The following is a 25,465-nucleotide window of genomic DNA, read 5'->3' on the forward strand; positions in this document are numbered from 1 at the left end:
CTTGTTATTGGAGTATCCGCAGAGTCTCCAGGGTGCAGGCCGGTAAGCCAGCGCCCTTGCCGAGACCGGGACCGCCTCATGGACGAGCCCGTCTTGCCAGGCAAGATCAACAGGGCGTGCAGTATAAAAAGCCAAGCTCAGGGTCTTTCACTATAAAACCAGATCAATTTAGTGAAACAACCCGCAATTAATCAATTTTACAGGAGCATATAACCTGTGCCGGGCGGCAAAACGTCGCAGCCCCCCCCAGGAAGCTATCCGATAAAAAACACAATTCCCTCACAGGCAGCCCTCAACGACTAAGCTTGCAGCAAGTCCGATCAATCTGCGTGCAGGGATCAATCGACTATGGGCGCACTGTGGCAAACCGAATCGAGCAAGGCTGCGAAAGTACAAGGCAGTTCGGACCCAGCGCCTTCACCCCCAAATACCCCTCGGCCGCGCTATTGGCTGCGACTGTTCTGGCTGATCGTACTGCTCGCGCTGATTGCCCTGGGCTTTGCCGTCAACAAAGAGATGCGCACCTCACGCCTGCAGGCCCAGGAACTCAGCCGCCTGGCCCGCGACCTCACCTACCAGGTAAAACCCGGCGCCAGTGACGCCATGCTCTATCCCGGCGCCGGCCCGTTCGACCGACGCCTGGGCTACAGCGACCTCGGCACGTTCCTGCCGCGCCTGCTAAAACGCGGGTATGTTATCCAGGCCCAATCGCGCTTCTCGCCGCAACTGATGGACTACAGCGCCAAGGGCCTCTTCGTGCCCTACGCGGAAAAAATCCAGGCGGGCCTGTCCATCACCGATTGCCGCGCCGTACCGCTGTACCACTACAACTACCCGCAACAGCTGTACGACAGCTTCGCGTCGATTCCGCCGCTGGTGATAAACAGCCTGTTGTTTATCGAAAACCGCGACCTGCTTGACCCCGCCCAACCCCAAGCCAACCCCGCCGTGGACTGGCCGCGTTTTGCCAAGGCGGCGGGGTCGCAAGTCGCCAAGTGGCTGCACCTGCCCGGCCAGAGTGCAGGCGGCAGTACCTTGGCCACCCAGTTGGAGAAGTACCGCCACTCGCCGGATGGCCTGACGGTATCGGGTGGGGAAAAACTGCGGCAGATGTTTTCTGCCGCTGTGCGCGCCTACTACGATGGCCCCGACACCTTGCCGGCCCGCAAGAATATCCTGCGCGACTACCTCAACAGCGTGCCCCTGTCGGCAGTCCCCGGGCATGGCGAAGTACACGGCATGGCCGAGGGTTTGCGGGTGTGGTACGGCGCCGATTTCAACCAGGTCAATCAGGCACTGCGGGGCCCGGTGAATGCGCAACAGGGCCTGGCCCTGCGCGAAGTGCTGTCGCTGATCATCGCTCAACGCCGCCCATCCCATTACCTGGCCAAGGGCCGCGATGAACTGGCGCAACTCACCGACAGCCACCTGCGCCTGCTGGCCCAGAACGGCGTGATCGAACCGGCGCTGTTAAAGGCGGCGCTGGCGAGCAAGGTCACTTACCGCGACTGGGTGCAACAACCCACGGTGCAACCGATCGAGACCACCAAGGGCATTAGCGTCGCACGCAGCCGCCTGGCCGCCCTGCTCGACCGGCCGCTGTACGACCTCGATCGCCTGGACCTGTCCGCCACCTCGACCCTGAACGCCGAACTGCAAGGTCAAGCCAGCGCCTACCTCAAGCACCTTGCCGATCCTGAGTACGCCCGCCAGATCGGTCTGCTCGGCGAGCGCCTGCTCACGCCCGCCAGTACCGCGCAAGTGCGCTACAGCTTCACCTTGTTCGAACTGACGCCCGACGGCTCGCGGGTACGGGTACAAACCGACAACACCGACCAACCCTTCGACATCAATGAAGGCAGCAAGCTGGAACTGGGCTCCACCGCCAAGCTGCGGGTGCTCACCACGTACCTGCAAATCATCAATGAACTGCACGACAAATACGCCGCCCAAGCCCCTGCGGCGCTGAAAACAGTCGTCGTGGATGAACAGGACCGCCTGAGCCGCTGGGCCCTCGACTACCTGATCCAGACGCCCGACAAATCCCTGGACAAGATGCTCGACGCGGCCCTGGACCGCACCTACTCCGCCAACCCCGGCGAGCGTTTTTTTACCGGTGGCGGCCTGCACACCTTCCATAACTTTCGCAGCCAGGACAACGGCCGCAGCCCCACCCTGCGCGACGCCTTGCGTGAGTCGATCAACCTGCCGTTCATTCGCCTGATGCGTGATGTGGTGCGTTACGTCACCTATTCCGGCTCGAACAACAGCGCCGAGCTGCTCAAGGACGACAACGACCCGCGCCGCCAGGAATACCTCGCCGGCTTCGCCGACCGCGAAGGCACCACGTTCCTGCGCAAGTTCTGGAAGAAGTACCAGAAGAAGGACACCCAGGCGCGCCTGGAAACCTTCCTCGACAGCCTGCGCCCTACACCGATCCGCCTCGCCGCCGTGCACCGCTACTTGCTGCCCAACGCCAGCCAGGACAGTTTCAACCGCTTTGTGCGCGCCCACCTGACAGGCGTCAAAACCAACGAAAAACTCACCGACGAGCGCCTGGAAAAACTCTACGCCGCCTACGGCCCCGGCACCTACGACCTGCCCGACCAAGGCTATATCGCCAAGGTCCACCCCCTGGACCTGTGGCTGCTCGGCTACCTGCTCAACCATCCCGACGCGACCTTCACCGAGGTGGTCAAGGCCAGCCAGTTCGAACGCCAGGAGGTCTACAGCTGGTTGTTCAAGAGCCGCCATCAAAGCGCGCGGGACAGCCGTATCCGCACCATGCTGGAGATCGAGGCATTCCTTGATATTCATCAACGTTGGCAAGCCGTGGGTTATCCCTTTGACCACCTGGTGCCGTCGCTCGCCACAGCCATCGGCAGCTCAGGCGACCGACCCGCCGCGCTGGCGGAGCTGATGGGGATCATCCTCAATGACGGCGTGCGGCCCCGCGTGTTGCGCGTCGACAGCCTGCACTTCGCCGCCGATACACCCTACGAAACCCGCGTGGTCAACGACCCGGCGCCGGGCAAGCAGGTGATTCCCGTGGAAGTGGCCAGGGCCCTGCGCGGCGCCCTGTCCCAAGTGGTGGACGCCGGCACCGCCAAACGCGTGGCCGGCAGTTTCAAATTGGCCGACGGTACGCCGCTGGCCATGGGCGGCAAGACCGGCACCGGCGACAATCGCATCGAGGCGATTGGCGCGGGTGGGCGGATTCTCAGTTCCAAATCCATCAACCGCACCGCGACCTTTGTGTTTTACCTCGGCGAGCATCACTTCGGCACACTCACCGCCTTTGTACCCGGCCAGTCGGCCGAGCACTTCACCTTTACTTCGGCACTGCCGGTGCAGGTGCTCAAGGGCATGGCGCCGATCCTGCTGCCGTACCTGCAACCGGGCGCACAGACGCAATGCGCGCCTGTTCGGTCGTCTTGAGGTGGGCGGCGCTGAACAGGGTCAGCACCTTGCGTGTGTGAACTTGGCGCGCGCAAGTAGTGGAAGCAGTCATGACGGTGAGTCTCACGCGCATTCAACACCCACCCTGACGCCACTCGCCAGTGGCAACGCTCTAACTATCTAACCTCTGGGACGCATGCCGCGTCCCTAGGCTGATGGCCTTGTCCACGACACCAGGTCATCCGCCATGCCCGAAACACCGCACAAAGGCCCGCACTACTCACTGATCAAACGCAACCTGCCCGACTGGCTCGCGTCCACCGCCTGGTCTCGGGCACAGGCTCTGGGCCAGGCTTCGCTGGCGCAGGTAGCGGTGCTGCTACGTGCCACCGACCACGACCATACCCCGCTCAAGGTCGCCAATGCCCAAGCCTGGACCGCTCAGAACCACGTTGACCGGCAGCTAGAAAACCTGCAAGACGTTTACGCCTTTGCCCAACCCTTGCTCAGCCAAGCCGTGTTGGACCGCCACGGGCTCGACCTCGACGTGCGGGCCACCTTCGTGTTGCTGGTGATCGCCAAAAGCGGACCGATCAAGAGCACCACCAGCCGCACCCTGTCATTGCTGGACGCTGCCTTGCAAAACTTCGCCCACGGCGAAACCTTCACCGACGACTCCCGCTACATCACCCGCCCCGACGCACACGGCCATTTCGAGCCCTTGGCCCATGATGCCCGCATAAGCATCGCGCAGTTCGTCGCCCTGTGCCGCGACGTGGACCTGGGCGCTCAGTACGCACAGCATCTGCATCAGCACTTGGTCGAAAATACAGCCCTGCAACCCCAGGTGATCGCCGCCCAGCAAGCCGCCCTCGACAGCGCAACTCACCTGGCGCTACTGCACGGCGATATCACATCCGCCACCTTTCACGTGTTGCAACGCACGGTGAAAGGCGAGCGCGGGCTGATGCAGTTCTATCGGCTGCGCATGCTGGACACACTACTCACCGGCATCCTGATATTCGCCGCCAACCTCGACGAGGCTAGCGCGGTGGTCCCCGTGCTGGTGTACATCCCCCAGGACCCACGCGGCGCGATCCAGGAATATCCCAGCACGGTGGCATTTCGTGATGCACTGCTCGACACGTTGAAAGACCCCGGCTACTGCGAGTTTTTCAGCCAGTTCATCGACCATTCACAACGCCAGCGCTTTTTCAGTGGGCTGCGGCAGCGCCCGACTCTTGCTGCGGTCCGTATCGACGGCGACCTGTGGCCGCAGCTGTACCAGGCCGCGCTGAATAAAATCCTCAACGATGGCCACGACCTCGCCGTTGCTACGGCGGTGGCCGACAGCCGTGCGCGCTGGGCCTGGTGGGACGCCCTGACGCACCCCCTTGAAAGCCTGCTCAATGTGGCGCTGCTGGTGGTCACCCCGTTCGTGCCGCTGCTCGGCGAGGCGATGCTGGCCTACACCGCCTACCAATTGCTGGATGAGCTGGTGGAGGGCGTGGTCGATCTCGCCGAGGGCCAGGCGATGGAAGCCGCCGGGCATCTGGTGGGTGTGGTCGGCGACGTGGTGCAACTGGCCGCGTTTGGCGTCGGCGGCGAACTGGCGCGCTCGGTGTTCGTCGACGGTATGCGCCCGGTCGAGGCCAATGGCAAGACGCGCCTTTGGAACCCCGACCCGAAGCCCTACCGGCAAACCCTGCAACTGCCCAGCGACTCAACGCCCGACGCCCTGGGGTTGCACACCTACGCAGGGCAACAGATTTTGCCCCTTGAAGGCCAGCACTACGCGGTCAAGTTCGACGCGGCCAGCGGCGAGCACCGCATCCAGCACCCGACCCGCGCCGACGCCTATACGCCACCGATCCGCCACAACGACAGCCCGCGCGCCTGGAGCGATGAGCGCCGCTTGCAGGCGCTCGGCCCGTTCAACCCCGCAGAGCGCGAACAGATCCTGCGCACCAGCGGCCTCGACCACGGCACCCTGCGTGCGGTGCAGGCCGACAACATCGCCGCGCCGCTGCTGGAGGACACACTCAAGCGCGTGCGCCTCAGCCGGGAGGCCGCCGAACTGCCCGAGCAACTGCGCGCCGGCAAGCCGGTGGACGAGGACACCTACTGGAGCCCGCACATTGCCACTGCACTGCCGGGCTGGCCGCACGACGTGGCGATCCTGGTGTACGAAGACGCCGACCTCAACGGCGCCCCCCTGCACTACGGCGCCCCCGAGGCGCTGCACACCCTGCCCATCAGCCACGCGGACTTGAACCGTGGCAAGCTGCCGGAACGCCTGGTGTATTTTCTCGACCCTGCGCGCCTCACCGCCCTCATCGGCCCGTTGCCCGAAAGCTACGCCGCGCAGATCGAGACCCTGCGCAACCGCCTTGCCGACCATCTCGTCGAACGCCGGGGTTCGCTGTTCAACTACCTCTACCGCCACAGTGAAGACCTCACCAGCGCCCACGGCCTGCTCGTTCGCCAAACCTGTCCCGAGCTGCCGCAAAGCCTCGTACGCCACGTGCTCGCCCAGGCTCGGCCGGATGAACTGGCGATCATGGACACTGAAAAACGCCTGCCCCTGCGCCTGAAAAACCTCGCCCGCGCCTGGCAGTTACAGGCCCGTGGCGCCCATGCGTACCAGGGTTTCTACGACCCACAATTACTCGGCCCCGAGACCGAGCAAATGGTACTCAACACCCTGCGCTTCTACAGCGACAGCCTGGAAGACTGCCGAATCGAAATCCGCCAGCACAGGCCCATCGCCAACGTACGCGCGAGCGCCGGGCCAGAACAGGCGCGCCACCGTCTTCTGCTGCGCAAAACCGATGGGCTCTATGAGGTTTACGATGAGCGCCAGCATCTGCTGCAACCCGCCACGGAGTTCTTCGACGCCGTGCTGCACGCCCTGCCCGCCAACAAACGGCGTGCACTAGCCGCCGATGGCGCAGCGCTCAAAGGCTGGGTGATGGATACATTGCTCGCACCGGAGCCACGTCGCACAACCATGACAGATCCGAAAGCCAAAACCCTGCCACCCCAGGATCAGCGCCAGCTGGTACAAGCGCCCATGCACCCAGTGGCCGCCTGGGGCAGCGACCTGTTCCCGGGCACGCTGGAACAACGGGTCAAGGCCCTCTACCCCTATGCCGAGCCAGGCATCATCAATGCCTACGTGCGCAGCCTCGACGACCCGCTGCAACGCCAGCGCTTCGAGGCGCGTGAGATCGAGAAAGCCGAGCTGCAACATGACCTCGGTGACTGGATCTCCAATGCCCAGCCCCATGAGCCGCCGAGCGTGGCACACCAGCGCGCCTACCTGGTCAAGGCGCTGCTCAGGACCTGGGAGGAACACCTTGCCAGCGACGACACGGGCGTGCGCTTGAGCATACAAAGCGTGCGCCTGACGGGCTTGCTCGGCAATCTACGCCTGCGTGCCAATTTTGATCATGTGCTGCATCTGGAACTGGCGGACACCCAGTTGCTGGACAACGACACCCGGTTGCTCGACAGCTTTCCCAACCTGATCAGCCTGCACTTGCGTGACAACCAACTGACACGGATGCCGCAAGCCATCCAGGATATGCCCGCGTTGACGCACCTGAACCTGGAAAACAACCCCATCGCCTGGGATGACAGGAGCCTGCGGCAACTCGCCGACCGATCCCATCTGCGCCAGCTGTTCCTGGGCGATAACCGCCAGCTCGTCCGCGCACCGGACCTGAGCCGCTTTCCACATCTGGAGGCCTTGTCGCTGAACAACACCGCAATCAGCGAATGGCCCGAGGGGTTGTTCGATCAGCCACGGTCCGCAAACTTTTTCCTGGATGTGCGCAACACACCGATCAACACCCTTCCGCAATTTTTGCCCTGGCAGGCCCAGGCCCGGGTGCTGGCGCGCGCCCGCCTGGATCGCAATCACCTGAGCCCGGCCGATGAGCAGTTACTGGTCAGTTACCGCCTGGAGGCTGGCCTCGATCCGCACCGCAGCTACCCGCCACGCGGCGATGCGAGCTTCTGGCTACAGAATGAAAATGAGGAGCATGTGCCCTGGTTGCTGCAGTTGTGGCAAGAAATCGAGGAAGAGCACGGCTCCCAGGGTTTTTTCGAAGTCATCAAAAGCCTGGAGCCTTCAGCGCTAGTTGAAGATGAATATGACGCCACGCTGTATGAACACGGGCGGGCCAACTTGACCGACAGGGTCTGGCGCATGCTGCTGGCGATGAATGGCGACCCGGAACTGCGCGCGCGGCTGTTTCAGATGGCCAGCAACCCGGTGACCTGCGCCGACGCAGGCGCCCATATCTTCAACGCAATGGGCTACGAGGTGCAGTTGGTAGAGATCAATCGCGACCTGCACGGCGAACAACGACAATTGAAGCTGGCCCAGCTGGCCAGGAGCAAGTCACGCCTGGACCGCCTCAACCAGGTGGCCCAGGCCGATATCCGCCAACGTATCAAACCTCGACAAGACGGCGGCCAGGGCTTGCGGTTCAGCACCGAAGTCATCGACGGCCAACCGGGTACCGTGGATGAGGTGGAGGTGTACCTGGCCTATCACAGTGGCTTGAAGGCACGCCTGAAACTACCCTGGGTATCGCCACACATGAGTTACCGCGCGACCGCCGATGTCAGCCTCACTCAGCTCAATCAGGCCTTCGACGAGGTGATGCGCCTGGAAGCAGGAGATGGGCTGGTGGACGGCATGCTTGAGCAACCGTTCTGGGACCGCCTCCTGCGCGACACCCACGCAGGCGCCTTTCAGGCCAGCCTCGAACGCGCCAACGCACTGATCGACCCGCTGGACGACCTGCTCTTCGCCCAGGACCAGTGGGCCAGTGCCGGGGCAGAAGAACGCAGTGTCCTGCAACCACGCCTGCTGAGCCTGGCCGATGCGCTCAACGTGCCCCACGCCGACGTGCTCACCGGCCAGCCCATGAGTACCGAAACCTACGAACGCATTTTGGCCAGCGGTTTTACCGAGGACATACCAAGCGAGCAAACCCTCGCCCGGCGCTTGACGCGCGAGATACTGCAGCGGCTGGAGGCCCAAGAGACCAGGCCTGCCTCATGAAACATCGCAGACGGCATCAAGGCGCAAGCGCATCAAACACCCGATGCACCGTGCCGCAGTAAGGCCCCGGCCGTCACTCGCGAACGACATGCAAAAGGAGAACCGCCCGTCGGGCGCCCTTGCACACGCATTAAGATATATCTTAAGTTATATCTAGACACACACAGAGGCTCCTACCTATGCGAGACCATCCTCACCCGCGCGACGGCTTTGACCCCCGCGCCGGCCGCGGTCGCGGCCCCCGGGTATTTGCACCCGGCGACTTGAAATTGCTGCTGCCGGCGCTGATCGCCGAACAGCCTTGCCACGGCTATGACCTGATCCGCCAGATCGAAAGCCTGTTCGACGGCGCCTACACCCCCAGCCCCGGCGTGATCTACCCGACCCTGACCTTTCTGGAAGAAAGCGATTTGATCCAGGGCGACGCCGACGGCGGAAAAAAGCGCTACACAATCACCGACGCCGGTCGTCTCTTCTTAAGCGAGCAGCAAGTTGCATTGGACGGTGTGCGCATGCGCATCGACGTGAGCAAACGTTCATTGCGCGGGCATGACCGCCCGCCAGAGATCCACGAGGCGGTGCACAACCTGCGCCACGCCTTGCACTCGCACCACGGGCGCTGGAGCCCGGAAGAAATCGTTCGTGTCGCGGCGCTGCTCAATCGCACCGCTCAAGCCATTGCCGACGGGAAAGACCAATGAACAGCCAAGTGATCCACCGCGTCAGTCACGAAATCAAACGTCGCCGCCTGGAGGTCCTGCGGGTGGTCGATATCACCCCGCGCATGCGTCGCATCACCTTGGGCGGGCCTGAGCTGGCGGGGTTTGTCAGCCTGGGCAGCGACGATCACATCAAGCTGCTGTTCCCGCAGAACGCCGCCGAACAGGCCGCGCTGGAAAGCCCGACATTCAGCATCAAGGGTGACGGCCCGCAGCCGGCGATGCGCGACTACACGCCGCGCCGATTCGACCTGGACATCGGCGAACTGGACATCGATTTTGTACTGCACGGCGATGGCCCTGCGTCCACCTGGGCCGACCAGGCGCGGGTCGGTCAGCACCTGTATATCGGCGGGCCGCGGGGCTCGATGATCGTGCCGGATATCTTCGACAGCTACCTGCTGATCGGCGATGAAACCGCCCTGCCCGCCATCGCGCGGCGTCTGGAGGAGTTGCCGGCCGGGCGCAAAGTGCTGGCGGTGATCGAGATCGCAGATGTGGCAGAAAAGCAGGCGCTGAACAGCGCGGCCGATGTTGAGGTGATCTGGGTGATTCGTGGCCAGGATGACCTGGTGGAAACCGTGCGCAAGCTGACGCTGCCGAGTGGTTCGCTGTACAGCTTCGTGGCGACGGAAACCAAGCTGTCGCGCCAAGTGCGGCGCGTGCTGCTCGACACGCACAAGGTCAACGAGGAATTCCTCAAGGCCGTGGGCTACTGGCGAGCGGAAGGCAGCGAAGAAGAGTAACTCTCTGAGGAAGAGTAACCCCTGTGGGAGCGGGCAAGCCCGCTCTCACACTTTTAAGCCCGTGGTGATTTCAAGGATTTATCCAGACCCACCACCGCTAAAGCAATCAGCACAAACCCCACCAGAATCCCCCCGGCATTCAAAAACACGTGTGGATAACCAAGGCTGTCCACATCAATGAACGGGTACTGATACTGCCCCAGCAAATGCCCACGCAGCAGCACATAGGCGAAGTACACCAGCGGGTAAACCACCCAGGCGCCGATGTGCTTGAGCTGCAAAGTACCCTTGGGCACACACCGCCACCAGTAGATCAAAAACAGCACCGGCATCACGTCGTGGAGCAGTTCGTCGGCGATGAATTGAAAGCCTTCCGGCTGCCACAAATGCCGCAGCAACAGGCTGTACGCCAGCCCAACCACGGCGATGCTTACGGAAATGCCACTGCTGACCTTGGGGGCGAGGAAAAACCGCTTTGCCGCCGAGTCGCGTTTGACCAGTGCATAACTCAACACCACCACCGCCAGGGTGTTGGTCAGCACCGTGAAGAAACTGAAAAAGTTGACCAGCCCGCCCAACAGGCTGGCGCCGCTGGACCAGCGTGAATAGAAAATCAGGTATTGCTGGATCGCCAGCCCCAACCATCCCGCCAGCGCGGCTGCCGCGACAAAGTGCTTCACCGGCTCAATCCAGCGGGCGTTTGGTGCGCATCAGCTTGACGTACAACCCTTCGACTTTCTCCCGCGCCCAAGGGGTTTTGCGCAAAAAGGTCAGGCTCGACTTGATACTCGGATCGCTCTTGAAGCAGCGGATATCAATGCGCTCGGCCAGGCCGTCCCATTCGTAGTGTTCCACCAGGGTGGTGAGGACGTGTTGCAGAGTCACACCGTGGAGCGGGTCGTTGCTTGTCGCGGTCATGCCGGGCCTATGAAAAAAGGGTTACTAAGGTGCACACCTTATCACCCCGCCCGGCCAGTACTAAAAAGTTCCCGTTCCCAGGCTAAAAAGAGATGTTATATTGTAACCATACACATCAAATCTTTTCGCCGTTTTGCCAAGGAATGTCCGATGTCCCTCTCTTCTCTGTGGCGTTTGTCCCCGCTTGCCGCCGCCCTGCTGATCAGTTCCCACGCCCAGGCCCTTGAGCTGCAACCCCAAGTCATCACCGGCAACCCGCTGGGCAGCGAACAACTGGCCTCGCCCACCACCGTGCTGGAAGGTGATGACCTGACCCTGCAACAAAAAGGCAGCCTTGGCGAAACCCTCAACAAGCAGCCAGGCGTGTCGTCGTCGTACTTTGGCCCAGGCGCCAGCCGGCCGATCATCCGTGGCCAGGACGGCGACCGTATCCGCATCCTGCGCAACGGCGTCGGCGCACTGGATGCGTCGTCGTTGTCCTACGACCACGCGGTACCGCTGGACCCGGTCAACGTTGACCGTATCGAGATCGTGCGCGGCCCGGCGGCGTTGTTGTACGGCGGTAGCGCCATCGGCGGCGTGGTCAATACCTTCGACAACCGCATCCCCACCGAAGCCATCGAAGGCATCCACGGTGCTGGCGAATTGCGCTATGGCGGTGCCGACACCACCCGCAGCAGCGCGGGCAGACTGGAGGCCGGCAACGGCACGTTCGCCTTGCATCTGGACGCCAATGCGCGGGAATTCAACGACCTGAAAATCCCCGGCCAGGCCCGCAGCCGCCACGCCCCTGAAACCGAAGATGCACCCGGTAAAAACGGCCGCCTGGGCAACAGCGACGGGCGCCAGGACGGTGGCGCCGTGGGCGGTTCCTACACCTGGGATGACGGTTATGCCGGGCTGTCCTACAGCAGCTATGACGCGAACTACGGCTCCCCCGCCGAACAGGACGTGCGCATCCGCATGAAGCAGGATCACTACGCGTTCGCCTCGGAAATCCGCAACCTGCAAGGGCCGTTTACCTCGGTCAAAGTCGACGCCGGCTACACCGATTACGAACACCGCGAGATCGAAGGCGGCGAAACCGGCACGATCTTCAAGAACAAGGGATATGAAGCCCGCGTCGAAGCCCGTCACCAACCCATCGGCCCGTTCAACGGCGTGGTCGGCGCGCAAGTGACACGCAACGAATTCTCGGCCCTGGGCGAAGAAGCCTTCGTACCACAGACCGACACCAATGCCGGCGCGCTGTTTATTCTTGAAGAAATGCAGGCCACCGAACGCCTCAAGCTGAGCCTCGGCGGGCGTCTGGAACACACCAGCGTCGATCCCGACGCCAAGGGCAACGCGCGCTTTGCCGGCGCCGACAAGTCCAATGACTTCACCGCTGGCAGCCTGTCGTCGGGTGCGGTGTACACCCTCACCCCGATCTGGTCCGTCGCCGCGACCCTGGGCTACACCGAGCGCGCCCCAACCTTCTACGAGCTGTACGCCAATGGCGCCCACGTCGCCACCGGCACCTACGAGCTGGGCGACGCCAACCTGAAGAAAGAAAAAGCCGTGTCCAGCGACCTGGCCCTGCGCTTTGACAATGGCACCCACAAGGGCAGCTTCGGCGTGTTCTACAGCCACTTCTCCAACTACATCGGCCTGCTGGGCAGTGGTCGTACGCTGAACGATGAAGGTGAAGAAGACGCGGCTGGCATCCCCGAGTACACGTACTCTGGCGTGCGCGCCCGTTTCGCCGGCTTTGAAGCCCAGGATCACTGGAAACTTGGCGAAGGCGCCTACGGCAAGTTCGCCCTGGAGCTGTCGGGCGACTACACCCGTGCCACCAACCTCGACACCGGCGAAGCCTTGCCCCGCATCGCCCCGCTGCGCTTGAACAGCGGTTTGTTGTGGGAACTGGACCGCTGGCAAGCGCGCATCGACGTGGAACATGCGGCGGGCCAAGGCCGTGTACCGGACAACGAAAGCGGCACCGACGGTTACACCACCCTGGGCGCCAGCGCGGGCTATCGTTTCAACGTCGGCGGCAGCCAGTGGCTGGCGTTTGTGAACGGTGAAAACCTGACCAACCAAACCGTGCGCTATGCCAGCTCGATTCTGCGCGATATTGCCCCGGCGCCGGGGCGTAGTGTGCAGTTCGGCGTTCGTACGACGTTCTAAGCGACACCGTAAATCCCCTGTGGGAGCGGGCTTGCTCGCGAATGCGGTGGATCAGTCACTCATGTATCGACTGACACACCGCATTCGCGAGCAAGCCCGCTCCCACATTGGTTTTGCAGCGACGATTCGTCACTGTTACCAATTCAGAAATGATGCATATCGCGATTCGCCCTTTCTCTCCAACACAACTCCCTTTATCCTTCCCCGCAACAACCTGAAACGTTTCACTCTCCCGGTCGATCCCATCTTGCCGAATATCCCCCTTCGTAAAGACAGCGCTGTCTTACACCCCTCCGCGCCTGGGAATAAATCGCCCGCCTGTGGATAACCGACTTTATCCACAGAAAAACCGAATATCGCTGAACCAAGCCTGTGCTGAATCGTCATCTACAGTGAAGCACGGGGTTACATAATTCCAACGTAACGGAGAAACACACTATGAGCACTGATGGTGCTTCAAGTCCAAGCCGCTTGCTGCCCAAGCTGCTAGGCGTCTTGCTGCTGATCATGGGCCTGGCCTTGCTGGCCGGTGGTGTCAAGCTGAGCATGCTGGGCGGGTCGTTGTACTACCTGCTGGCCGGTATCGGCGTCGGCCTGAGCGGCCTGTTGCTGCTGGCCAACCGCCGCGCCGCGTTGGGTCTGTACGCGCTGGTGTTGTTCGCCAGCACCGTGTGGGCACTGTGGGAAGTCGGCCTGGACTGGTGGCAGTTGGTGCCGCGCCTGGCCCTGCTGTTCGCCTTGGGCATCGTCATGTTGCTGCCGTGGGTCCGTCGCCCGCTGCTCAACGGCCAACCGGCGCCACTGGGCACCGGCGCGCTGAGCGTGGCCGTGGTGCTGGCTGGTGCCACTGCTGTTGCCAGCCAATTCACCAACCCGGGTGAGATCAAAGGCCAACTGGACCGCGACGCTGTACCTGGCATGGCCAGCGCCGCACCGGCCCAACCCGATGGCGACTGGAATTCCTACGGCCGTTCGGCGTTCGGCGACCGTTACTCGCCACTGGCCCAGATCACCCCGCAAAACGTGAGCAAGCTGGTGCCGGCGTGGACCTACCGTACCGGCGACCTGCCTGGCCCGAACGATCCAGGCGAGACCACCGCGGAAAACACCCCGCTGAAAGTCAACGGCATGCTCTACGTGTGCACCCCGCACAGCCAAGTGATTGCCCTGGACCCGGACACCGGCAAGGAAATCTGGCGCTTCGATCCGAAGATCAGCAGCATGGGCGCCGAGAACTTCAAAGGCTGGGCCCACATGACCTGCCGCGGCGTGTCGTATCACGATGACGCCGTCTACGCCTCCGAGCAGAGCCCAACCGGCAGCGCCAGCCCGGCGGCTGCACCGAATGCCTGCCCGAAACGCATCTTCGTACCGACTGCCGACACCCGTCTGATCGCCCTGAACGCCGACACCGGCAAAATGTGCGAAGACTTCGGTGACAAAGGCCAGGTCGATCTGCGCGCCAATATCGGCGGCTTCGCCCCAGGCGGTTACTACTCCACCTCGCCACCGGCCGTGACCAAGAACCTGGTGGTGATCGGCGGCCACGTCACCGATAACGTTTCCACCGACGAGCCGAGCGGCGTGATCCGCGCGTTCGACGTACACACCGGCAAGCTGGTGTGGAACTGGGACAGCGGCAACCCGGACGACACCACCCCGTTGGCCGAAGGCAAGACCTACACCCGCAACTCGCCGAACATGTGGTCCATGTTCTCGGTGGATGAAAAACTCGGCATGCTTTACCTGCCGATGGGCAACCAGATGCCCGACCAATACGGCGGCGACCGTACCGAAGATTCGGAAAAATACAGCGCCGGCCTGACCGCCCTGGACATCGACAGCGGCCACGTGAAATGGACCTTCCAGTTCACTCACCATGACCTGTGGGACATGGACGTGGGTGGCCAGCCATCGCTGATCGACATCAAGACCGAAGCCGGCGTGAAGCAGGCGGTCATGGCATCGACCAAGCAAGGCAGCATCTACGTGCTCGACCGTGCCACCGGCCAGCCTGTGGTGCCGATCCACGAAATCGCCGTACCGCAAGGCGCAGTCGCTGGCGACCGCACCTCGCCGACCCAGCCCAAGTCCGACCTGAACTTCATGCCGCCGCCGTTGAAAGAACGCGACATGTGGGGCGTGACTCCGTTCGACCAACTGCTGTGCCGGATTGATTTCAAATCCATGCGCTACGACGGCCCGTTCACCCCGCCATCGCTGCAAGGTTCGATCGTTTACCCAGGCAACTTCGGCGTGTTCGACTGGGGCGGCATCTCCGTCGACCCGGTTCGTCAGCTGGCCTTCGTCAACCCAAGCTACATGGCGTTCAAGTCCAAGCTGATCCCGGCCGCCGACATCGCCAAGCAAGGCCCGCGCGTCAGCGAAACCGAAGGCGTGCAGCCGAACAAAGGCGCGCCATACGGCGTGATCCTCGAAGCGCTGCTGTCGCCACTGGGCCTGCCGTGCCAGGCACCGGCCTGGGGTTATGTGGCGGCGGTCGACCTGACCACCCACAAAACCATCTGGATGCACAAGAACGGCACCGTGCGTGACAGCTCGCCCGTGCCAATCCCGCTGAGCATGGGCGTGCCTAGCCTGGGCGGCACGTTCACCACCGCCGGTGGCGTCGCGTTCCTCAGCGGCACCCTGGACCAGTACCTGCGTGCCTACGACGTGAAAAACGGCAAGCAACTGTGGGAAGGCCGCCTGCCAGCAGGCGCGCAAACCACACCGATGACCTACACCGGCAAGGACGGCAAGCAATACGTGCTGGTCGTGGCGGGTGGTCATGGTTCCCTGGGTACCAAGCAGGGTGACTATGTGATGGCGTTTAAACTGCCGGATTAAGCTTCACTGGCAGTAAAAAAGGCGGCGACCTGTTGAGGGTCGCCGCCTTTTTTATGTGCAACTCAGATCAAAATGTGGGAGCGGGCTTGCTCGCGAATGCGGTGTGTCAGTCAATGCATCTATTGCTGATCCACCGCATTCGCGAGCAAGCCCGCTCCCACATTTGAACGGTGTTGTTCTTTGGATCAGTGTTCGATCACTTCGCCGCGCATTACCGCCAACCGGGCGATCAGGCGATTCTGTACCGGCACCGAAATCCCCTCTTGATCCATCGCCTTGATCAAGTCTTCCACCAACGCATTAAAATCACTGCGGCTCACATTCTGCCCCTTATGACTCTCCGCCATGCTGTCCCCGGTATACGTGCACGGCCCGCCCGCCTCCACGCAAAACTGTTCGATCAGCTTGTTGCGCAAACGCTGGATATCAATGCGCCGAAACCGCTCGACGATGCGTTCATCCCGGGCGATGTTCAGCAGCAGGCCTTCGACAATCCGCGTGATGCCGGGCATGGCGCCAAGCTCGCGGTACAGGCTGTCATCCTTTGGCGGTTGTTGCGCGCAGGCGCTCAGGCACAGGACGAATACCAGCGGTAGCCAGCGCATCAGAAACTCCCCTGCACAGACAGATAGGTGCCGTTCTGGTTATCCAGCGTGGCGATTTCACCCAGGCGCGCGTAGGCCAAGACAAACGACACATGCTTGTTCGGGAAATAGCCGACAAACACATCGGCCCAATCGCTTTCACCGGCAAACGACAGGTTGTCGGGCTTTTCGCGGTATTCCACGCCCACCGCCCAGCGCGGGTTGAACAGCAGCGCCACCGAGCCTTCCTTGAGCAGGCTGCGGCTGTCACGGCGGTCGCCGCCAAAGCCGAGCAGGCCGGTTTCATTGGCGCGGCTGTAGCGCAGGCTGCCGTTGACCAGCACGTTGTAGCCAAAGGCCGCGCCCATGAACAGGCGGCTGGCGGCGAGGTAGCCTTCGACGTCGCTGTCGCGCTTGGCACCGACCAGCTTGGGGATGTCGAAATTGGTCTGGTGCTTGTATTCCAGGCCCAGGGACACTTGGGGCAAATCGTCGTAGATCACATCGCCAAACAGCCGCACCTTGAGGCCGAGCACGTCCTGGCCGAGGTTGTCTTCGGGCAGGTTCAGCTTATGCACCAAGGTGCCGAGGTCGAAGCGCTGACGGGCGAAAGACACTTCGACGCGATTGTCATAGGCCAGCGCCAACCCGGCCACGTCCAGCCGATAGTCCGGCAGGTTGACCGTGGTGGCGAACGCCGTGGCACCCCACTCGTGCTGTTCGCCATAACCGGCCAGCACCGCCCACGGCGTGATCCCGCCGCCCGCCGTGCCTTCAATGCTGCTGGCGCCACCGGTGGCGATCAGGCGGCCGTTGTCGGCCAGCGCCGTTTGCAGGGTCAGGGCGCCGAGGCAGCCGATCAGAAAAGAAAAACGCACGCTCAGGTCACTCAATGGATCAGGGAAGTTTGCGCACTGAGGGGCAAGGCCACCCAGGCTTCGAAAGCGTCGGCGCTCAACGGCCGACTGATCAGGTAACCCTGGGCCGTGTCGCACTGCCAGCGTTCCAGCAGGCGCAGGCTGTGGGCGTATTCGACGCCCTCGGCGACCACCTTGAGGCCCAGGTTGTGGCTCATCTCGATGGTGGAGCGCACGATCACTGCGTCTTCACTGGTTTCATCGAGGTTGCGCACAAAGGATTGGTCGATCTTCAACTCTTGCACCGGCAGGCGCTTGAGGTGCGCCAGCGACGAGTAGCCGGTGCCGAAGTCATCCACCGACAGGCTGATGCCGCAGTCGCGCAACAGGTGCAGGACTTTCAGGGCCTTTTCCGGCTCGCGCATCACCGCGCTTTCGGTGATTTCGAACAGCAGTTGTTCGGCCGGCAAGCCATAGCGACGCAACAACGCCGAGACCCGATGCGCCAGCTCGTCACCGAGCAAATCATCGGCCGAGATGTTCAACGACAGTTGCAGGCACAGGCCACGCCGGTTCCATTCGCACAGCTGGCGAATGCCCTCCTCGATCACCCAGTGGGTCAACAATTGGATGCTGCCCGAACGTTCGGCCAAGGGGATGAATTCCGCCGGCGACACCATGCCGAACAGCGGGTGCTGCCAGCGCAACAAGGCTTCGGCCTGGCGTACGTGGCCCTGGCGGATGTCGAGTTTGGGTTGGTAATGCAGCAGCAACTGGCCTTGGTTGGGCGCGTGGCGCAGGTCGCGGATCAGGGTGATCTGGCGACGGTGCGCGAGGTCGCGGCCGTGTTCGTAGATTTGCAAGCGGCCGGGCATAAGCGCTGCGTCTTTCATCGCAATCGCCGCCCGTTCCAACAAGGTGTGCGCGCTTTCACCGTCGGCTGGATAAGCGGCAATGCCGAGTCGGCAATCCAGCGCCAGGTCGTGGCCGTTGATGCGGCGCGGGCGCAGCAGCGCCTGTTGCAACTGGTCGGCCAGGCCCACCGCTTCGTCACAGCCGGCGCCTTCGAGCAGCAGCAGAAATTCATCGGCGATCAAATGTGCCAGGGTATCGCCGGGACGCAGCGCGGCTTGAAGGCTGCGGCTGACTTCCAGCAACAACTGGTCGACGGCATCCGGCCCGGCGGTTTCGCTGGCGGCGCGCAGGTTGTCGATGCCCAGGTAGATCAGCGCCATCGGTCGGTGCGTGGCGATGGCACTGCCCAGGCGTTCCATGGCCAACGCGCGATTGGGCAAACCGGTGAGGCGATCATGCAAGGCGTTGTGCGCCAGTTGCTGTTCGCGTTCGGCGATGCCGCTTTGCATCGAGTTGACCGCGTTGGCCAGGCGCCCCAGTTCATCACTGCGCTGCAACACCACGGGCGTCTGGTAATCGCCCTGGCCGATGCGCTCGGCGGCGAGGGCCAAGGCCTGCACCGGGCGCGACACGCCACGGGCCAGCAGCAAGGCACCGATCAGCGAGGCAATCAACGCGATCAAGGCAATGCCGAGGATCTTTTCATCCAGCGGCGCAAAGGCCTGCATCGCCGCGTCCAACGGGCTCTGCAACAAGGCCAGGACCTGGCCGTCGGCATCGCTGGCCAACACCAGCGACTGGCTGAGAAAACTGTGTTCCAGGTGCTCGGTGGTGGCCACGCCATGCTGGCGGCCCTGCTCCAGCATCAGGTTGGTGAGGCTGTCGCGCAGCACCTGGGGTTGGGTGCTGACCAACTCCCCCGGTTGCTGGCGGTCGATGGTCAGGAACGACACTTCCAGGTTGCTCAGTGAGCGCAGTTCTTCGGCGAACGCGCTGTCCATGCGCAAGCCCATCACCACCCGCGCAATCGGCAGCGGCGCCAGCACCGGCGCTTCCACCAACAGGTGCGGCATGCCTTGCAGCGGCACCATCAACATGGTCTGGCGATTGCGCCGTGCGTCACGCAAGGCCTGGTCATAACGAAAAATCGAACCCTCGGGGACATCATCGAGGGTACTGGCGAGGACGGTGCCATCCATGCCCAGCAGGATCATGTCGCTGGCATTGATGCGCTTGCCGTGATTGAACAGCACCGAGCGCATGGTCGCCGAATCGCCGCTGGCCACCGCATCGCGAAAACCGAAGTCCGCCGCCAGCAGTTGCACGCCATCCGCCAGGCGCCGGCCGCGCACGTCGAGCAAGCGTTCGAACACCCGCGCACCGACGTCGAGTTGCGCCTTGGCCTGGCTGCGCACGGCGTCGCCCGTCGCGGCTTTCACGCTGAAGTACAGCGCACCTATCACCACCAGCAACAGCAGGATCAGCACACTGGCGACACGCGCCTGGAAACTACTGCGCAGTTTCACGGGCGGCTCGGTTGAAGGCATCGCCAAACGCCGTCGGTGTGGGGGTCGGCGGCAGGTCGGCGGACGGTGGCTCCAGGCTCAACTGCACGGCATGGCTCAGGCCCGCGGCGGGAATGTTCAGCGTGCCGCCGTCCAGCGGTTGCATGTCGGCCAATTGCGGGTGCCACAGGGTCACGTGGTAGGCGCCGGCCGGCAGGTCGTCCAGGCGCACGTGGCCCTGGGCATCGCTGACGCCGAAGCGTGGGTCGTCGGTGACGTAGATGTAACCGAGCATCCAGTCGTGGATATTGCAGCCGAGCACAACTACGCCGGGCTTGTCGAACAGCAGCGGGTCGGTGGGCGTGCCTTCGTACAGGCGCAGTTCGAAGCGCTTGGCCGCCGAAAACGAATAGACCTGGTGGCGGATATTGTCGCTGTTGGGGAAGCGCACCTGGGTGCCGGTGTGCACCGCCAGCACATGGGGCGCGAACTTCTGGCCGCGTTGGTCCATGTCGGCCTTGAGCGTACCGACCGGCGCGCCAACCGGGCCTTGCAGGGTGACCACGGCGTCGCTGACCGGCGTTTGGTCGGCCTGGCGCAGCAGCACGTCAAGGGTCGCCGCGTGCGCCACGCCATGGGCCGAAAGCATCAAGGCGGCAAAGGAAAGTTGCAGGAAAATCCGATTCATCAAGGGTCCGCGCGGCAATAGAAAAATAGGCGGCCTGCCTTGGCACTGAAACTGAAGCAATACGTGTCACGGTGCAGATGATGCCGCAAACAAGGCAAATTGCCATCATTGATTTTAGCGCAAAGCCTGACCGTTGATCGGCAAAAACCTATGCAACCGGTCAAGGTATGTAGAGCTTATCGGCGCCGCCCAAAGAATCTGTAGGCGTACAAAAGGCCCTTTTCTAGAGCGGCACCCGTTCGCGGCGCATCCACATCTCGAACGCCATGGCGTTCAAGGGCCGGCTGATCAGGTAACCCTGGGCGGTGTCGCACTTCCACTGCTTGAGCAGCTTCAGGCTCGGCGCAAACTCCACGCCTTCGGCCACCACCTTGAGCCCCAGGTTGTGGCTCATCTCGATGGTGGAGCGCACGATCACCCCGTCGCCGCTGGTGCTGTCGAGGTTGCGCACAAAGGATTGGTCGATCTTCAACTCCTGCACCGGCAGGCGCTGCAATTGCGCGAGGGACGAATAGCCGGTGCCGTAGTCATCCACCGACAGGCTGATGCCACAACCGCGCAGTTGTTCCAGCACGTTCAGCGCCTGTTGCGGATTGTGCATGATCGCGCTTTCTGTGATCTCGAAAATAAGTTGCTCGGCGGCCACGTCGTATTGCATCAACAAGGCGGTGACGCGAATCGCCAGGTCATCATCGGCCAGGTCGTCCACGGAAATATTCACCGACAGCTGGATATGCAACCCGCGCTGCCCCCACTCGGCGATCTGGCGCACCGCTTCTTCAATCACCCACAGGGTCAGGCTGCCCATGCTGCCGGTGCGTTCGGCCAGGGGAATAAATTCGGCGGGCGACACCTGGCCCAGGGTCGGATGTTGCCAGCGCAGCAAGGCTTCGGCCTGGCGCACATGCCCCTGGCTGAGGTCGAGCTTGGGCTGGTAGCAGAGGAACAACTCACCCTCGACCACCGCGCGGCGCAGGTCGCGGATCAGGGTGATCTGGCGCTGGTGGGCCAGTTCGCGGTGCTGCTGGTAGATCTGCAAATGCCCCGGCAGGCTCGCCGCATCATGCCGGGCAATCGCGGCGCGACTGATCAACTCTTCCACCTGCTGGCCATCGGCAGGGTACGCCGCAATGCCGATGCTGACTTCGTGGCGCAGCTCGTCATTGCCGACGCGCTGGGGCTCGGTGAGCAGCGTGTAGAGGCGGTCGGCGCGCGCGACGGCGCGGTCGATCTCGGTGTTTTCCAGCAGCACCAGGAACTCACTGCCGGTGATGCGCGCGGCGGTGTCGCTGGCCAGCAGGCTCATGGACAAGCAGCGGCTGGCTTCGCGCAGCATTTCTTCCACGCCTTGGGGGCCGAAGCCTTCGTTGATCACCCGGTAGTTTTCGATGCCCACGTACAGCAACACCACGGGCCGGCGTGCACTGATCGCACTGCCCAGGCGTTCCATGGCCAGCGCGCGATTGGGCAGGCCGGTGAGCGGGTCATGCAAGGCGTTGTGCGCCAGTTGCCGCTCGCGCACGGCGATGCCGCTTTGCATGGCATTGAAGGCACGGGCCAGCAGGCCGAATTCATCGTGGCTGCGCACCCGCACCGGGGTGCGGTAGTCGCCGGCACCAATACGCTCGGCCGCCTCCACCAGCGCATTCAGCGGGCGTGACACCCGCCGCGCCAGGAACAACGCGCCCGCCAGCGACACCAGCAGCACCGCCAGGGCAATCCCGAGGAACTGGCGGTCCAGCGGCGCAAAGGATTCCAGGGCATGGTCCAACGGACTTTGTAGCAGCACCCGCACTTCATCGCTGGCACCGGTGTTGGCCAGCGACAGCACTTGGCTGAGCATGCGCTGGCCGTGGAAGCCTTCGATGTGGGCCTCGGGGTTGACCTGCGCCTGGCGCAACGTCGTGACGATATCGGGCTGGACCGTGTCGGGCTGGGTGGTGAACAACGGCCCGGGGCGGCCGTCCTGCACGGCAAGAAACGACACTTCCAGGTTGCTCATGGCGCGCAGTTCGTTGGCGAACTGCGCGTCCATCGGGAAGCCCATGACGATACGCGCCACGGGCTGCGGGTTGACGACGTCCTTTTGCACCAGCAGGTACGGTCGCCCATCCATGGCCACGATGAGCATTTGCAGGCCACTGCGGCGCGCATGGCGCAAGGCGTCGTCTTGGGGGAACGGCGTGCCACGGGCAAACAGCGGCAGGGTGCTGACCATCACCTTGCCGTCGAGGTCCAGCACAAATACCTCGCTGGAACCGATGCCGGTACCGTGGCGCTCCAGCGCGGCCAGGATCGGCGCAGGCTTGCCCTCGGCCACCGCTTGCTTGAAAGGCTCGTCCGCCGTCAGCCAGTCCAGCCCGTATTGCAGGCGGCGGCCGCGCAGGTCGAGCAGGCGCTCGAACACCTGGCTGCCGGTCTCCAACTGGACCTCGGCCTGGTTCTCCACGGCACGGGTAGTGGCGGTCTTGACGGCGAAGTAAGTAGCCGCGACCACCACCAACAGCAACAGCGCGAGCACCCCGGCGATACGGGTCTGGAACGTATGGCGCCACCTCATCGCTGTGCCCTCTGGCAGCGTGCGTCTGTTTCTGCCACTACGTCCCTGTGTCATAGGCTTCCCTGGCGACTGCTGACCCGGCGTCAAAAAAACATCCATTTTTATTGGATATTCGGTTTAAGCAGATTAGCTGGGAGCTGGGATAAGTACACCCAATAAAACAAGGAATGTTGCTGTCAAGTTATTGGCGACACGCGCTTGACTGGGGGCTTGGAGAGACAGATGAACCAGAAGCTGAAGGAGATCCAATGTGGGAGCGGGCTTGCTCGCGAATGCGGTGGATCAGCCAACACAAATAGCGACTGACACACCGCATTCGCGAGCAAGCCCGCTCCCACATAAGCCAAGCCCACGCCTCTCTTTAGGCGCCGCGCGCGCGCATGAAATCGCCCCATCTGCGCACCAGGTAGTTGTGTTCATCCATCACCGAGTTCCACACCGCGATGTGCCCCATGCGCTGCTCATAAGAACCACCGTCACGCACTTCGCCAATATCGATCAACGGCAGGCCATCACTGCCCAGCAACTCTTCCCGCGCAGGTTGGCCGGCGTACCAGTAATCCCACTCGGCGCTGCTCAGATGGTCGCGGCTGCGCGCCGGGTTGCCGATGTAGTAACCCTGGCGTGCCATCACCGCGCCGGGCCAGCCGGACAGCCACCAGTTGAGGTAGGCGTAGGCCGCATCCAGCACCGGCCCCTGGGCATGACGCGACAAGGACAAGCCGCCGAACCAGGCACGGTAGCCTTCACGCGGCACCGCCAGGCGGTATTTCACCCCGGCGCGGTGCAGGCGCATCAGGGTCGGCGACCACAGGCTCTGGATGTCGATGCTCGGGCTGAGCATCAATTGCGCGGCCTCTTCGTCATCCGACCAGAAGGCGGCGAAGTGGCCTTCCTTTTGTTTGCGCACGAGGATGTCGGCGAGCACGTCGATCTCTTCGATGCTCATGTTGCCGATGTCCTTGAACTGCGCCAGCCCCGCGCCCTGCACCGCCAAGGCGGCATCCAGGGCGCCGATGGCGGCGTCGCTTTGCAGCGCGGTGCGTGCGCGCCAGGCCGGGTCGAGCAGCCAGCCCCAGCTTTCATTGCCGTGGCAAAAACCTTCGGGCAGACGCTCGGGGCGGTAGGCAAAACTGTCGGCGTTGTGGGTCAGGGGCAGCATGCTGATGCGTTCGGTGACGGTGCTGCCGAGGCTGCCATCGTGCTGCACGAACAGACGCTCGCTGGGCACGCTGCCGCTGCCGAGGCGGTCGTCCGGCGACAGGCGGCCGCGCTTGGGCAGGTCGTTGATCTCGTGCCACAACGCAATGCGCCGCGTGTCGATGGGCTGGATCGCCTGCGCCGGCCACACAAAATCGACGTTATGGAACCACTGGTCATACAGGTCGTAGCTGTCGGGCTGCATCACCGCGATGCGCTGGGCCTGTTCCACATCGTGCACCTGATACACCAGGCGGATGCCCAACTCCTGCTCGGCACGCACGCGCAGGCATTCCAGCAAGGTCACCGACGTGCCAAGGACACGCAAGGTAATCATGGGGCGAACCGCCGCGAGAACACGTCAAACGAGCGGCGCAGCTGCGCCGGGTCGAGGCCGCGCAGGATAAACACCAGGCGCGATTGGCGATCGCTGCCTGGCCATGCAGGCAAGTGCACCGGGGCATGCAGGCAGTGCTGCACGCCATGAATGACGATGGGGGCGTTGCTGGCGTTCACGTTGAGCAGTCCTTTGACACGAAGGATTCGTTCGCCGTGGCATCTTAACAGCATCGACAGCCACACCCCGAAGCCAACCCAATCCAGCGGCTGGTCGAAGGTCAGGCAGCACACTTGCGCGGCGCCGTGGGTGGCGGTGGTGGGTTGATGCAGTTGCCAGCGGCTGACTTCGACGGCGGGTTCGGCGCTGCGCAAACCTTCGCCGAGCAGCAGTTGCTCGCCGCTGTGGATGTCCTGGGTGTTGAGGATCGGCGTGCCGGCGTTGAGCGCCTGCAAGTGCGCGCGCAGTGGGGCGCTGTCGCCGGCCAGGTCGGTCTTGCTCAGCAGCAAGCGATCCGCTGCCGCAACCTGGGCCAGCCATTCCGGGTGCAGGCGCTCTTGCAGCGTGGCGTGGCTGGCGTCGACCAGGGTGATGACCAGGCCGATATGAAAGCGCCCGCGCAGTTGCACGTCGTTGTTCAGGGTGGCGAGGATCGGCGCCGGGTCGGCCAGGCCGGTGGTTTCCAGGATCACCCGTTTGAATGCCGGGATTTCCCCGCGCTCGCGACGTTGCAACAGGCCGAGCAGCGCGTCTTTCAACTCGCCGCGAATCGAGCAGCACACGCAGCCACTGGGCAGCAGCACGGTGTCCGGTGCGACCTCTTCCACCAGCAGATGGTCGATGCCGACGTCGCCGAATTCATTGATCAGCAAGGCCGTGTCGCCGAGGCTTTCGCCTTGTAGCAGGCGCTTGAGCAAGGTGGTCTTGCCGCTGCCGAGGAAGCCGGTGATGACGTTCAGCGCAATACTCATGGTCGTTTCCCATTGTGGCGAGGGAGCTTG

General features: G+C 63.1%; 15 protein-coding genes. 6 read left to right on the top strand and 9 right to left on the bottom strand.

The genetic code is table 11. From position 1 onward, the window contains the following. Positions 1–348: 348 nt before the first annotated feature. The 4 genes from DBR46_RS10680 to DBR46_RS10695 all read left to right on the top strand — a co-directional run bounded on the left by DBR46_RS10680 (position 349) and on the right by DBR46_RS10695 (position 9,941). On the top strand, positions 349–3,438 hold the full coding sequence (locus DBR46_RS10680) for a transglycosylase domain-containing protein (protein WP_124526148.1): 3,090 nt from the start codon (positions 349–351) through the stop codon (positions 3,436–3,438). A 208-nt stretch (positions 3,439–3,646) separates the two neighbouring features. Then, positions 3,647–8,476: an NEL-type E3 ubiquitin ligase domain-containing protein gene (locus tag DBR46_RS10685; protein ID WP_124526149.1), complete on the top strand. Its 4,830-nt coding sequence runs from the start codon at positions 3,647–3,649 to the stop codon at positions 8,474–8,476. Between the two features lie 179 nt (positions 8,477–8,655). Beyond that, positions 8,656–9,177, top strand: coding sequence for a PadR family transcriptional regulator (locus tag DBR46_RS10690; protein WP_124526150.1), 522 nt, complete (start codon positions 8,656–8,658; stop codon positions 9,175–9,177). After that, positions 9,174–9,941, top strand: coding sequence for a siderophore-interacting protein (locus tag DBR46_RS10695; RefSeq protein ID WP_124526151.1), 768 nt, complete (start codon positions 9,174–9,176; stop codon positions 9,939–9,941). Before DBR46_RS10690 ends, DBR46_RS10695 begins: the two co-directional genes overlap by 4 nt. Before the next feature lie 53 nt (positions 9,942–9,994). Here the strand turns inward: DBR46_RS10695 and DBR46_RS10700 are convergent, their stop codons facing one another. Together DBR46_RS10700 and DBR46_RS10705 are read right to left on the bottom strand one after the other, a co-directional pair. Continuing rightward, positions 9,995–10,621, bottom strand: a complete 627-nt coding sequence (locus DBR46_RS10700) for a Pr6Pr family membrane protein (protein WP_124526152.1) — start codon at positions 10,619–10,621, stop codon at positions 9,995–9,997. Positions 10,622–10,625: 4 nt separating this feature from the next. After that, a complete protein-coding gene (locus tag DBR46_RS10705) occupies positions 10,626–10,859 on the bottom strand; it encodes a VF530 family DNA-binding protein (protein WP_017738479.1) in 234 nt (77 codons plus the stop codon). A 150-nt stretch (positions 10,860–11,009) separates the two neighbouring features. Here DBR46_RS10705 and DBR46_RS10710 point away from each other — a divergent pair, with 150 nt between their 5' ends. After that, complete coding sequence (locus tag DBR46_RS10710; protein WP_124526153.1) at positions 11,010–13,028, top strand: TonB-dependent receptor; 2,019 nt, start codon at positions 11,010–11,012, stop codon at positions 13,026–13,028. A 438-nt stretch (positions 13,029–13,466) separates the two neighbouring features. Beyond that, entirely contained in the window at positions 13,467–15,878 is a 2,412-nt protein-coding gene (locus tag DBR46_RS10715; protein WP_124526154.1) for a glucose/quinate/shikimate family membrane-bound PQQ-dependent dehydrogenase, read from the top strand. A 185-nt stretch (positions 15,879–16,063) separates the two neighbouring features. Here the strand turns inward: DBR46_RS10715 and DBR46_RS10720 are convergent, their stop codons facing one another. The 7 genes from DBR46_RS10720 to DBR46_RS10750 form a co-directional block, all read right to left on the bottom strand. Beyond that, entirely contained in the window at positions 16,064–16,483 is a 420-nt protein-coding gene (locus DBR46_RS10720; protein ID WP_124526155.1) for a group 1 truncated hemoglobin, read from the bottom strand. Beyond that, a complete protein-coding gene (locus DBR46_RS10725; RefSeq protein WP_124526156.1) occupies positions 16,483–17,340 on the bottom strand; it encodes a DUF3034 family protein in 858 nt (285 codons plus the stop codon). Before DBR46_RS10725 ends, DBR46_RS10720 begins: the two co-directional genes overlap by 1 nt. A gap of 11 nt (positions 17,341–17,351) precedes the next feature. Next, positions 17,352–19,700: a bifunctional diguanylate cyclase/phosphodiesterase gene (locus DBR46_RS10730; protein ID WP_124526157.1), complete on the bottom strand. Its 2,349-nt coding sequence runs from the start codon at positions 19,698–19,700 to the stop codon at positions 17,352–17,354. Beyond that, a complete protein-coding gene (locus DBR46_RS10735) occupies positions 19,684–20,367 on the bottom strand; it encodes a methylamine utilization protein (protein WP_124526158.1) in 684 nt (227 codons plus the stop codon). Before DBR46_RS10735 ends, DBR46_RS10730 begins: the two co-directional genes overlap by 17 nt. A 223-nt stretch (positions 20,368–20,590) precedes the next feature. Then, positions 20,591–22,927, bottom strand: coding sequence for a bifunctional diguanylate cyclase/phosphodiesterase (locus tag DBR46_RS10740; RefSeq protein ID WP_124526159.1), 2,337 nt, complete (start codon positions 22,925–22,927; stop codon positions 20,591–20,593). Positions 22,928–23,288: 361 nt separating this feature from the next. Beyond that, a complete protein-coding gene (locus DBR46_RS10745; protein WP_124526160.1) occupies positions 23,289–24,464 on the bottom strand; it encodes a PotD/PotF family extracellular solute-binding protein in 1,176 nt (391 codons plus the stop codon). Then, the gene (locus DBR46_RS10750; RefSeq protein WP_124526161.1) at positions 24,461–25,435 is read right to left on the bottom strand and encodes a GTP-binding protein; all 975 of its coding nucleotides are present in this window, start codon (positions 25,433–25,435) and stop codon (positions 24,461–24,463) included. Before DBR46_RS10750 ends, DBR46_RS10745 begins: the two co-directional genes overlap by 4 nt. Between the last annotated feature and the right edge of the window lie 30 nt (positions 25,436–25,465).

The organism is Pseudomonas sp. KBW05 (assembly GCF_003852405.1).
Taxonomy (GTDB): domain Bacteria; phylum Pseudomonadota; class Gammaproteobacteria; order Pseudomonadales; family Pseudomonadaceae; genus Aquipseudomonas.